The sequence below is a fragment of the Halorussus aquaticus genome (assembly GCF_024218795.1).
GTDB classification, from domain to species: domain Archaea; phylum Halobacteriota; class Halobacteria; order Halobacteriales; family Haladaptataceae; genus Halorussus; species Halorussus aquaticus.
In genome coordinates this window covers 189,719-202,337 of the sequence record NZ_CP100403.1, presented here as the reverse complement: position 1 = coordinate 202,337, position 12,619 = coordinate 189,719, and the positions used below count along the sequence as shown (strand labels likewise).

The following is a 12,619-nucleotide window of genomic DNA, read 5'->3' as shown; positions in this document are numbered from 1 at the left end:
AGAAATAGTTGTCATGAAGAGTCTAATTGATGTCTCGAACGACGATCGCAGGTTTCTCGGTTCCATCGAGGATCGGAGTGAGAACAGTTCCCAGAATCCGGCCTCGAAGTGATGGTTCTGTTTCCCCAAGAATGATCAGATCGTGCTCCGCAGCGATGTCGATAATCGCTGACTTCGGATCCTCGGCTCCGGAAAGTTCCCAGTCGAGCCGGTCGCGATCGATTCCCTCCTCCGATAGCCGGTCAGCTGCACCCCGGAGAACAAACTCTCCTTGACTCGGATCGGTCCCCTCCTCAACAGAATGAAACAAGGTGACAGTCGCATCACTCGCTCGGACGAGATCGCCGACGAGTGAGATGATTCGCTCTAGGTTCACGTCTCCTCGAAGGGGAACGAGTATCCGTTCGACGGGTCCGGCTTCACCGGGGACAAAGACCGCGTCGCAGTCGTGTTGATCTGCGACCCGGTCGATGGAATCCTGACGGTCCTTCGTGAAGACGAGGACGCCCTCGACGTCGTGTTCAGTACTGTCAAACTGTCTAACGAGGTCGTCCAATCGCTCTGAGGCGTCGGATTCGTGGTCTTCCTTGAGATGAGCTGGGGCGGTCTGTTTTGGGACCGGATAGTAACCGAGTACCACGAGGTTAACCGGTCGAAGTAGTTCTAAAACCTCCTGATCAGGTGGTTCTGCGACGGAGACGTCGACCGGAACGAGAATCGTCGAGTCACCGGTGAGGGGCATGGGTATACTACCTTTTCCAGACGTGTCGTTTTATACCTCGTGTCGAGGGGCTCCGATCTAACCGTCTTTGAGACAGCATTCAAGCGCACATGTAGAGCGGTCACCCCTCGAGATTTCTGGATTTAACCGTTGGGCTGATACCGAAATCGCCAGTTTGCCACCAAATGTATCCTATGATCGCAAGTGCCGCCGGGAACTGGAGTACCAACGGTATAAATCCCGTCTGCCCGGTGAGCCAGGAGGGCCCGTGGACGGTCAACGAGAGCACGGCTACTGATGGATCAGCAGCTGTCGGAAAGACGTACGCAGAGACGAAATTGAAGCCAGCGTGGATGCCGATTGGGAGGGCGAGCTGTCCCGAACAGAGGTATGCGAGGCCCAGCAAAAGACCGGCACACAGGAAATGGAGACCATTGACGAGTTCAGGTGCTGGATGCGTGAGTGCGAATAGAAGGGCGGACAACCCCAATGCAGTACCGACCCTTACGGGCTGGGACAGCCATCGAAAGTTAAGCCCCTCGATGGCGTTCGAGAGTACGTACCCTCGAAAAACGAGTTCTTCAACAATCGCGATACCCACTGTAATAACGATAGCAAAGCCGAGATCTCGGAGATAGGTGGCTGTTGGAGTGTACTCCACTCCACTAACTGTCATCCAGCCACCAACCAATCCGAGTACAGTTGCTACTGTTGGGATTGCGCCTCCAATTATGAGGCCGACGAGTGCGTCAACCCCCCACCGCCCGTCAATCTCGAGTCCAAACGAGCGAATGGGGCGTTTGTCGATGTAGGTTGCTGCCCCAAACAGGAGCCCAATCACACAGACTGTGAGTATCGTGCGAAGCAAAGCAGACCGGAAGAGGCTGTCACCAGATGGCGCTACGAGGACCGGAATCGAGATGAAGATAATGGTGTAGGCTATCAAGAAGATATATATCCGAAGAAACGCCCGAGGTCGCTGCTCTCGCTTGTTCCATACGACTAAGCGAAGACGCCGGAGATATTCGCGGAGGTACGAGTGCACTCTGGATCCTTGTCCGGTGGTTGGGCTGTAGAGTATTAATCCATGGTATGGTTGCAGACGTTCTTTGAAACAACGAATGTGTATCAAACAGCGTCAACGCCTACGATTCCCATTACTACGCCACCGATAGTCACAGGAACCCAGTAAACTGCTCCCCGAAAAATAGCGACAGCGGCGAAGGCGGTACCCCCTCCAATCGCCAGTTCAGGAAGGGTAGTAAGCACGCCGACGAGTACTACCTCTATGCCACCAGCGCCACCTGGAAGCGGCGTGATCGCAGCGAGAGCCCCAACTGGGATCACGAATAACAGGACGGAGAACGGGATCGGAGAACCGATCGCCAGAAAGGCTAACCAGAGCGCGACCATCTGGAGGACCCAGCCAGCCGTCGAGGCAGCGAGTGCAACAATAATTCCCCGACGATCCCCCGCCACGCGTTCTATAGCGGCGACAAAATGCCTGACCCGAGAGCGGATAGCCTGTCGTGTGGGGGATTGCATCCGCGGGAGAATCCCACCTAGCCGTTTGAGACCTGGAGTGAGAATTCGAACGATCCACGACTGTACCCGAGTTCGCCTTCGCCACGAAAGATATCCGACGGCGGGGGCAACTATAGCAAGGATGATGATACCAGCGACGAGGAATTGCAGGCGCCGCCTGAACGACATTTTGGTGGCGTAATATCCGGCACCGATCAGAGCGAACGTCACCGATGGAATGAAGTTGAGGGTATCTACGCTTGCGATAGCTGCTAGCCCTTGCTCGTATTCCGAGTCAGTTACTTTTGAGATAAGCAGTGCGGTCACCGGTTCACCACCTGCTTGCCCAAATGGGGTGATGTTGTTCGAGAACATTGCTCCGTTGAGAATGAAAAACGATCGTATGAACGAGATCTCGATGTCCATCACCGCCAGGACTGTCCGAAGACCAATTCCCCACGCAGCGAGCCATCCGAGTGTAACTAGGAGGATAAGTGCAACGATACGACGATTAGCGTCAGCAAGTTCCTGAATGAATCCTTCTGCGCCGACAAGATATGCCAATATACCAAAGACGACAAACACGCCAAGAAATCCGAGTGCAGTCGCGCGTACTTGATTCCGGTTCATGAGCCCACCCCTGTAATCCAAATACAACTTTGACTGAGCTCATTTCCAGAACGGAACTGGTATTTCGCTTCCCTGCAAAAACATAGAATTAAACATCTCATCAATATATAACAGATGTTCGGAGTTAGAGCAACTGTCGGCCACAGGATGGACACTCTTCGTATTGTGACTTAACCGTAGTTTCGCAGTTCGGACATTCAAAGTCTGGACTGGAGAGTAATGAGATGTCACTCAATCTCCGAACCATCACTCGGAGTTTTTCCATACCGACACCTTCTTCAAAAAGGCTATGAACTTTTTGCTTCGTCGCTTCCATTCTTAGGTCCCACTAGTGTAATCTGAAACTGTGCTCACTTCGACCGTTTGAATGAATAGCCGGCTTCTTCCAGAGCCCTTTCGACGTGAGGCTCATGGAGGATGTCAAGTTCGCCTTTTGCTTGAACCATCCATTTCTCTCTTCAAACGTAAACTGATAGGTGGCAATAGCGAACTCACCACGATTATCGATGCCCATGACCTCGACGATTATCTCAGTCGTGTACTCGTAGAGTTTTTGTCGGTCACTTCCTCCATAAGCGCTCTAGAAGACTATTTCTCGGCTGGACATAAAGCCGCCAGGAGCGACGTTGAGTAGCAACTCGCCGGAAATTGCTTCAACGCACGTCATTTATCATACTCGGCCTCCCGCGATAACGTATGACGATCTATGAAACCGAAGTTCCAGGGGTCGGTCATAAATTCGAACTCGAACTGGATGGTGAGGAACGACTAATTGTACTCATTCACCACGATGGGAAGCGTGAGGTCTATCGCCGTCCTGGAGAAAACCAAGACAGCCAGAAGTTGTTCAGTCTTACTGGTAAGCGAGCGCGCCAGCTTGGCTCTATCCTTGAGGGAGCACACTTTCAGCCCATCGAAATGGACGAAATCCAAGTGCCCTTGGGCGAAGCGATCATCGAGTGGGTCGATATCGATTCATCATCACCATTAGTGGGACAGACCCTCCGGGCGGCCAATATTCGGGAGCAGACCGGCGTATCAATTATTGCAATTCAGCGGGCCGAAAAGACGATAGCGAATCCGATGCCCGATACGACTATCGAGGCTGATGATATCCTCGTCACGCTCGGGAGCCGGGACGAGCAACAGGCGTTCTCCGAACTTGTCGAAACCGGATCTACCGATACTTCGCAGGCCTAAGAATGGCGGAACTGTTGCTTGTCGAGATCGGCATCGCACTGACTGGTATCGCGCTCGCAGGTGCTTTGGCCAACCGCATCGGCCTGTCCGTAATCCCAGCATACATCATCATCGGGATCCTCATCGGACCGAATGAGCCGTCCTCAATTGGCGGAATCTCACTCACCCTCGTCGAACATCGGGAGTTTATCGATGTACTCGCTGAACTCGGTATCATATTCCTGTTGTTCTTCCTTGGTCTCGAGTTCAGCGTCTCTCAGCTGCTGGCCGATCGGAAACGCATCGCGAAAATCGGGAGTATCGACTTCCTCATCAACTTCGGTCTCGGCCTGACTCTTGGTGTCGTCTTCGGCTACACGCTCTTGGAGACGTTCTTCATCGCGGGGATCGTCTACATTTCCTCGAGTGCCGTGATCACGAAGTCACTCATCGATAACGGCTGGGTTGCGAACCCGGAGAGTAGCCCGATCTTGGGCACACTCGTCTTTGAAGATATTCTCATCGCCATCTACTTAGCACTACTATCGGCGGTCGCACTGGGTGAGGGGACAGCTCTGGATGCTGCGATGTCTGTGGGGTCGGCGTTTGCGTTTCTCGGTGTCCTCACCGTCGTTGCGTGGTACGGCTCGGAGTACGTGGAGCGAGCGTTCGACGCGGATTCAGATGAACTATTCCTGCTTCGGGTTCTGGGGATCACGACACTCATAGCCGGTGCAGCTCTCACCGCTGGACTCAGTGAAGCTGTCGCTGCGTTCTTCGTCGGGACAGCGTTCAGCGGAACCGACCATACCGAACGGATCGAGGACGTCGTCGCACCTGCCCGTGACTTCTTTGCTGCTGTGTTCTTCTTCTCGATCGGGCTCACGACAGACATTACATTACTCGCCAACGTCGTCTGGTTGCTCCTTGCAGCCATTCTCGTCACGACTGCTGGAAAGCTGGTGAGTGGCACACTGTCCGGTCAAGTCTACGGATTGGATCGAATACGTTCGGCCCGTGTCGGTTTTGGGATGGTGCCACGAGGTGAGTTTTCTCTCGTGATCGCTACACTTGCTGCCAGTGTTGGCACTGGGGCACTCGGATCCGTAATTCCCGCATTTACGGTTGGTTACGTCTTGCTGATGAGCATCTTGGGGACTGTTCTGATCCAGAACTCGGATCCGATTCTGGACCGTGTTCCACTGAGACTGCGAAAGTCAACACCCGAGTGAAGCCGGGATATCTTGAAGGGCATTCCGACCCTATTTAAGCTCGAAAGCCGTATGCGACGCGTAGGTACCCGTACTATCCCTCATCATGCCTGACCCGAATCCCGATAGCGAGTCGTCGAATGGGGATGAGCTCTCCCCTGAGGATGTCTATGAGACTATGGACCCGCTCGAACCATACACTACGGATGAGTTAGCACGCCGCCTCGAGACATCGAAAGGTCTCATTTGGTCGTTTCTGAACAAGCTCGTCGGCGAAGACAAAGTCCGGAAAAAAGAGCCCGAACCAAACCGGACGATCTGGATTCGAGAACCACCCGTCTACGAGTGTGAGAACTGTGGCTTCGAGTTTCAAGTCAAGTTTCTCCATCCAATCCTCTCTTCAGTCCGTCTGTGCCCTCGATGTGGAAAGCAGCTGGACTAGTACCGCTTCTCCACGCTTTTCACGATTGCCAGTAGGACGGCGTCAATAGCACCAGCACCGGAATGATTTCGATCCGTCCAACCCACATGAGGAACGTCATAACGAGCTTCGTCGACCGCGGGAACGGCTCGTAGCTTTCGAGTGGGCCTGCGATACCGAAGGCCGGTCCGATATTGAAGAACGTTGCTGCTGCAGCACTCATCGCCTCAAACTCAGAAACCGTTAATTGTACCCGAGAAGCGTCGAGCACGACGAAAATCGTCGCCAGGATGAAAAACACGAGACTCACGAGGGTGTACGCATAGATATCCCGAATCGTCTCTTCGTCGATGACGGATCCGCTCAGTCGGACTGGGCGAATCGCACTTGGACTAGCTGCCGTAAACAGGTCGCGCCGAAACGCCTTCACGACGACCAACCAGCGCAGCGTCTTGATCGAACAGGTCGTACTGCCAGCCATTCCACCGATGAACATACAGACGAACAGGAGGTGTTTGGGTCCCGCCGACCAGAGGTTGAAGTCCGTGCTCGCGTAGCCAGTGGTTGTGACGATTGAGACAACCTGGAAGATAGCGTGTCGAGCGATCTCTTCGAGGCTCGTGTATGGCCCGCCGTTCGCGAACAGCATCCCGCCAACACCGAGGGAAAAGAACCCGAGGATCGCGACGTAGAACCGAAACTCGTCGCTGTTCCGGAGCCGGTCGAAGTTCCCTTGGAAGACGAAGTAGAGTAACACGAAACTGGTTGCACCGATTGCCATGAACGGAATAATCACCCACTGCACAGCAGGAGAGAAGGCAGCAATGCTGTCCCCCCGGGGTGAAAAGCCACTCGTCGCGATCGTCGTGAATGCGTGCGCAATCGCATCGTACAACGTCATCTCCGGTGCATATCCAACCAAGTGAAGCCCGTAGAGAACCGCCACCTGGAGCCCGGTCAGGCCGATATAGAGCTTCCAGAGAAGAGCAGCCGTTTCCGAAATTTTGGGAGTGAGTTTGTTGACGTCTTGGGTCTGGCTTTCGGTCTCCATGAGCTGCGCCCCACCGACGGATAACTGGGAGAGGACCGCCGTCGCTAGCACGAGGATTCCGAGCCCACCGAGCCACTGAAGAACCGCTCGCCACATGAGGATGGCCCGCGAGTGGCGGTCGAAATTCACGATGACCGTCGCGCCGGTAGTCGTGATGCCGCTCATACTCTCGAAGAGCGCGTTCACAGGTTCTGCAAGAGTGCCTTCACCAGCCAGCAGAAATGGGACGGCACCGACGAGAGCTATGCTCAGCCACGTCAGCGAGACCATCAGGAACGCCTCCCGGGCACGGAGGTCACGCTCGTCGGTTAGCTGTTCGAGACCGAATCCTAGGAGTACCGTGCCCAATATCGGGAGGACGAACGGGAGCAGTGCCGTTCCGTCGTAGAGAGCGATACCGAGTGGGAAGAGTAATGGCACCCACAGCCACTTGAGAATCGTTCCAACCAGTCGGCAGCTAACCCGCCAATCGACGCGAATCCTCATACGAGATCCATAACAGGAGAAAGGACATCTGTAGCCACAAAGAGAACGACGTGATCGCCGGGTTCGATGACGGTTTCGCCGCGGGGAACGATGAACTCCTGATCGCGAGTGACCGCTCCAATGACGACGTCGGATGGGAGTTCGGTAACGCACTCGCGGATCGGTCGACCGGTGAGGACGCTTTCCTCGTCGACCTCGATCTCCAGCACCTCAGCTTGACGATCTTCGATGAGTGAGAGGTTTTCGACCTGGCCCTTCTGTGTAAAGCGGATGATCTCCTCTGCAGTCGCTTCACGTGGATTGATTGCGACGTCGATCCCGATCGCCTCAAATAAGCCGGCGTATTGCCCTTCCTCGACAACGGCGACTGTTCGTTGAACTCCAATGTTCTGTGCGAGCAGCGAGACGAGGAGGTTCTTTTCGTCGCTGTCGGTCGCTGCGATGACTGCGTCCGCTCGATCGATCTGTTCCCCGACGAGGAAATCTGTATCTGTCGCATCGTGTTCCAACACGATTGTTCCGGGGAGGTCTTCGGCGAGTTCCCGACCACGGTCCGCATCTTGTTCGATTAGACGAGGTTCGATACCACGCTCTTCGAGTAGCTTAGCCGTGTGATATCCGATGTCGCTCCCACCAACGACGACAATATTGCGGGCCTCATCTGAAGATTCAGGTGAGGCAACCGTTCTCGAAAAGGATTGGACACTCTCTGGACTGCCGATGACGATCACCCTGTTCCCAGCTTCGATACGCGTCTGCCCACGAGCGATTACGACGTCGCCATCCTGAACAAGTGCAGCGAACGTGAGCGCCTCGAATTTATCCGCCTCTTCGACGGTCTGTCCCGCGATTTCACTTTCTGCTGTCACCTCGAACTCGGCCATCTGGACGAGTCCGCCAGCGAACGGGTCGACGTCGATTGCTGCTGGGAGCCCGACGACGCGGACGATATCATTCGCCGTGAGGAGATTCGTCGAGACCATGAAGTCGACGCCGAATGCATCCTCCGACTTTGTCCAAGTCTTGAAGAAGTTCGTATTTCGAGTCCTGGCAATAGTAAAGACGCCACCAACTGTTTTCGCGGTTCCACAGGTGACGAGGTTCGTCTCATCGTCGTCTGTACTGGCGATGAGCATGTCTGCTTCGGCGATGCCAGCGTTTTCGAGTGTCTCCAGCGAGGTCCCGTCCCCCTCTATCGCTAAGATGTCGTTCGAATAGGTAAGTTCATCAACTTTCTCGGGGTCAACATCGATAACGATGACGTCGTGGCTCTCGGCGAGACTGACTGCGATATTGGAACCGACTTCACCAGCCCCAACTACGATTACACGCATTGGTTCTCCCTCAATGTACTCATTAGACGTGACTAAAGGGCGAACCCTACAAAAAAGTCGTTCTCGACATTCCGGGTCGAATCTTCTAAGGAAGGATGTTCTTGAAGAGTCTGAATCAACCCGAAGGACGCCACTCACCACCTAACTCATCGCGCTGATAATCGTTGTAATCCCCATCCTCAAAGAGTGTCATGCGACCGTCTTCCTCACTGAGCGTCACAGCCGCGACCACTTCTTCACGGACAGACACCTCGATTGCGCTCAAGTGCTTCGTTCCCATCCAGTCAGCATACTCAATCGTTTCTGCCGCCTCCGCTTCGTCGGAATTCGGACTTTTGATCCGGACCATCTGCTCTTGGATAGTTCCGTCCGTACTGACGACAACCGCGCCGTCACGTGAATGGCCGACCGTTCGCGCTGCCTGGACGAATCCGTCGAGATTCTCCGTGACGACCCGACAGGTCTCGGTCGGCCAGACGTTCTCGCCCAGTGGGTCCGCATACGCGCCAGAATGCACCCCTGCCACGACCACGAAGTACAACCCCGGTCCCCGAACGTGCTCTTCGCCCCACCTCTCGAATTCGAGACTAATATCCTCGATCGCATATATGATGAAGTCAATGAGTTCACCAACTGTCGTGTACTCTACGCGCAACGGATCCGCATCCGGCTCGGACATTTATTCCTCCCCACCTTGCTCCATCGTGTTTGACTGCCCAGTCAGACGCTCGCGTAATATGTCGATCGACTGTTGAAGTCGCGACCGCACGTCTAGGTTCCGCTTGGCCATGATGACCGTGTTAGACGCTCGCATGGCGACCGTTTCCGGAATCGTGCCGAACAGGAACCGCTGGAACGCGCCTTCCCGCGTCGCGCCGATGATGGTGAGGTCGTGATCTGCACTCGCCTCAACCAAGGTCGCCACCACGTCTTCTCCTTCTAGGAGGGTTGTCTCGAATGCTCCACCGGTTTCGAACGCCTCGGTCGCCGAAGCGAGCAACGAGCGTGCCCGCTCGTATTCCGCGTCGGACGCGTCGGGGTCGATGACGTAGGCGGACGTCACTGTCGCGCCAGTTCCGCGGGCGAGCGCGGCGGCCGTTTCGGCTGCCAGTTCGGCGTGTGGGCCACCCGCCGTCGGTAACAGGATCGAATCGAGATCGCCGTCGGCTTCTATCCCGATCCGCTCGACGAAGACGTCACAGTCGGCTTCGGCGACAACACGATCGACGACAGAGCCGAGTACGACGTCACTATCGCTCGACCGGTCGCCACCCCATCCGACGAGGACGGCGTCGCTGCCGTGCTGGGCGACCGTGTTGATGATGGCGTCGGCGGCGTGGTGGCCAATCCTGATCGTCCCGCTGACGGGAACTCCCTCCTCCTCGGCGATATCCATCGCTTGGTCGAGGACGGCACGCTTCTCGCCGGTCCGTTCACGTCCACGCGAGAGCGGCGTCTGGTTGGGAACAGTGACCGCACTCATGACGAGCACTTCGCCGTCGTTTTCATTGGCGAGTGTCGTCGCAGTTCGCATTAACTGGGGTGCATTCCGTGGATTCGCAATCGGGACGACAATCTGATAGCCGTTACCAGGAGCCGTATATTCGGCGACAGCCGTCGGTGTCTCCTCCTCGAGTTGTTCGACTGACGGTGTCCGACTCTTCCAGGCGAACCAGATTCCCACGCCGATAACCTCCGCTAGAACCCCGAGTGCGACGGCGTACTGTCCGACCGTATCGGTGACGATGGTTCCGATGAGCACGAGGTTAGCGAGGACGGCAATCGCCGGGATGATCGGGACCAGCGGGACCCGGAAGCCACGGTTGATGTCAGGATACTTGCGACGGTTGACGACTAACGCGACGTTGACGACCGTGAGACCAGTGATCAACAGGAAATTAGCGAACTGTGCGAGCCCCTCGATCCCGAGGTGTATACCGAACAGCGGGCGGGAGCCACCGGTCTCACCGAACAACACCGCGAACACGAAGATATACAGGAAGATGAGTCCCCCAGTCATGAGCACCGTCTTGTACGGCGTCCCCCAGTTCGGATGAATCGCCTCGAGGCTTCGTGGCAGGTGGTTCCGGCGACTCATTGCCAGTTTCACGCGCGACCCGGCCATGATCGTCGCATTTGCAGCCGACAGCATCGAGAACAGTGCCCCGACGATAATCACGTAGAACCCGGCGTTGTAGGGCAATCCGAGGAAGAACCGAGCCGCGTACCCCATCGATACCTCTCCATGGGTAGCGATGTATTCGGCGGCGTCCACGCCACCGAGATCAACATTCGCTGCGAGGAATTGAACGAAGGCATCACTGTTGACGGCGATGACGATCACCAGCACGACCAGCGTGTAGATGACCGTCACAATCCCCATGCTGAGATAGATCGCTTTCGGGATAGTGTCACCAGGGTCTTTGATTTCCTCGGCGTTGGTGGCGATCGCGGAGAAGCCGAAGAACGTGATGAACACGAGGGCACTGGTCAGGCCGATGTTGGCGAACTCGCTAATGTTCTCTGTGACTGACTGTTGGATGACCGCCGGATCCAGCGCCTGTAATCCACCGTAGAGAAACAACAGCAACAGCGCGACCTTCAGGCCGGTGACGATGATCTGGAACTGGTTGGATTCCTCTGTGCCGCGCATATTGACGAGCACAAGCAAAGAGAGAATGACGATTCCCGGGACCCAGAACGGAATTGCCTCGGGGATGCTCAGAGCGGGATAGATGAACCGGTAGAACCAGTCAGAGAACGCAGCGAGGTAGAAGGCGGCGCTCGCGGGATAGCCGAGAATCATCGTCCATCCCATGATGTAGGTGAGATTGTTGTCGAAGGTGTTAGCGGTGTACATGTATCCGCCCCCACTCTCCTGGTAGATGGAGGAGAATTCGGCGTAGGCGGCGGCGGTGAACGCGGCGACTATCGCAGCGATAAGAAACGAGAGGATAGCGACGGCACCGACCTTTTCGACGGCGAGGCCGGACAGAACGAAAATGCCAGCGGCAATCATCGTCCCCACGCCGATCGCCAGCGCGCCGAGGAGCCCGATTTCCGGATTGAGTTCTTCGGTTACGCTTTGCCCACCCCCTGCCTGAGTAGAAGACGAAATTGAATCATCGGCCATACTAGCGTGGCTGTATGCCAGTTATAAATAAGTAAATACTGCATCCTACGGCGACCAGAACGAGAGTCCACGCGACAATACCCCGACAACGCGACTGGCGATACTGTGATCAAGTCGGATGGCCCTATGAGAATCTCCGTAAGTCCCAGACGCATGAAGTGTCAGAGAGTGACAGAGTTCAACAACTCCTACGGCTCAGAACGAGATAGGATCACTGGCCTGGTATGCAAAGGAACTGGAGAATTGGGTTCCCACCTCGGTTGACCCGCGAAGAGAGCACTCATCGTTGCCGAGCAGCATACGGAATCGTTCTTGAGTCCCAACATAGTGCTCAAGCCAGGAGTCCAATACAGTTTGGCTGTCCAATTAGATGACTGGTAGGTCCTCCGACTTCTCCGAGAAAAGACGTTGTGGTCTGATACCAGTCAGGTCCTCACCGTCAATTGGTGAGGATACGAATTAATTCCGGATTATACTATGCTTGAGACCATTCGAAGCGCAGGAGGGAGGGTCACTCGAAGCAGTGCGCCACCGAATCCAAGACTGATGAATCCCATCAGGACTGCGAACTCTGACTTCTCGTCCTCGACCCCAACGAGGAAATGATACAGCAAGAACGAACCAGCACTCTGAACGACGAATAACCCCACAATTGCGCCTCCGATGACGAAGAATGGGTCAGATTCCAGTGATAATGGAGGATACGGTGGGTCGAACCACCCAGACATTTTTACAAATAGTCCAATAATGGTATACAGAATAAACCAGCTCCCAAAAAATATCATTCCTCGAACGCCGATATAGACGGAGAGCGCGAGATATCTCTCGAGGAGGGTTGCGATCTCAACGACTCTTGACCGGGGCGGTTCCATATCTGGTTGAGACTCCGCTTATCGAGACCGAATTCACATCCCGTGTTTAAAACAGCT

The 12,619-nt window shown here is 55.2% G+C and carries 10 protein-coding genes; 2 read left to right on the top strand and 8 right to left on the bottom strand.

The features are described from left to right. Positions 1 to 22 precede the first annotated feature (22 nt). From NGM06_RS23560 to NGM06_RS23550, 3 genes are all read right to left on the bottom strand, one after another. Positions 23 to 742 carry a universal stress protein gene (locus NGM06_RS23560; RefSeq protein ID WP_248653081.1) on the bottom strand — a complete coding sequence of 240 codons (720 nt, stop codon included), beginning with the start codon at positions 740 to 742 and terminating at the stop codon, positions 23 to 25. A 100-nt stretch (positions 743 to 842) separates the two neighbouring features. After that, a complete protein-coding gene (locus tag NGM06_RS23555; protein WP_248653082.1) occupies positions 843 to 1,667 on the bottom strand; it encodes a CPBP family intramembrane glutamic endopeptidase in 825 nt (274 codons plus the stop codon). A gap of 182 nt (positions 1,668 to 1,849) precedes the next feature. Then, complete coding sequence (locus NGM06_RS23550) at positions 1,850 to 2,875, bottom strand: lysylphosphatidylglycerol synthase transmembrane domain-containing protein (RefSeq protein WP_254270760.1); 1,026 nt, start codon at positions 2,873 to 2,875, stop codon at positions 1,850 to 1,852. Between the two features lie 696 nt (positions 2,876 to 3,571). On the opposite strand from NGM06_RS23550, the gene NGM06_RS23545 reads away from it, so the two are divergent. Both NGM06_RS23545 and NGM06_RS23540 read left to right on the top strand, forming a co-directional pair. Continuing rightward, positions 3,572 to 4,075 carry a cation:proton antiporter regulatory subunit gene (locus NGM06_RS23545; RefSeq protein WP_248653084.1) on the top strand — a complete coding sequence of 168 codons (504 nt, stop codon included), beginning with the start codon at positions 3,572 to 3,574 and terminating at the stop codon, positions 4,073 to 4,075. Between the two features lie 2 nt (positions 4,076 to 4,077). Next, positions 4,078 to 5,286, top strand: coding sequence for a cation:proton antiporter (locus NGM06_RS23540; RefSeq protein WP_248653085.1), 1,209 nt, complete (start codon positions 4,078 to 4,080; stop codon positions 5,284 to 5,286). Positions 5,287 to 5,726: 440 nt separating this feature from the next. On the opposite strand, the gene NGM06_RS23535 is transcribed toward NGM06_RS23540, so the two are convergent. From NGM06_RS23535 to NGM06_RS23515, 5 genes are all read right to left on the bottom strand, one after another. Continuing rightward, the gene (locus NGM06_RS23535; RefSeq protein ID WP_248653087.1) at positions 5,727 to 7,223 is read right to left on the bottom strand and encodes a TrkH family potassium uptake protein; all 1,497 of its coding nucleotides are present in this window, start codon (positions 7,221 to 7,223) and stop codon (positions 5,727 to 5,729) included. Next, positions 7,220 to 8,557, bottom strand: coding sequence for a Trk system potassium transporter TrkA (trkA, locus tag NGM06_RS23530; RefSeq protein ID WP_248653088.1), 1,338 nt, complete (start codon positions 8,555 to 8,557; stop codon positions 7,220 to 7,222). The genes NGM06_RS23535 and trkA overlap by 4 nt, the downstream gene beginning before the upstream one ends. Positions 8,558 to 8,672: 115 nt before the next feature. Continuing rightward, positions 8,673 to 9,236, bottom strand: coding sequence for a diadenylate cyclase (locus tag NGM06_RS23525; RefSeq protein WP_248653089.1), 564 nt, complete (start codon positions 9,234 to 9,236; stop codon positions 8,673 to 8,675). Further along, on the bottom strand, positions 9,237 to 11,690 hold the full coding sequence (locus NGM06_RS23520; RefSeq protein ID WP_248653090.1) for an amino acid permease: 2,454 nt from the start codon (positions 11,688 to 11,690) through the stop codon (positions 9,237 to 9,239). It abuts the gene before it with no gap. A 470-nt stretch (positions 11,691 to 12,160) separates the two neighbouring features. Further along, positions 12,161 to 12,562, bottom strand: a complete 402-nt coding sequence (locus NGM06_RS23515) for a hypothetical protein (protein ID WP_248653091.1) — start codon at positions 12,560 to 12,562, stop codon at positions 12,161 to 12,163. Positions 12,563 to 12,619: the final 57 nt, after the last annotated feature.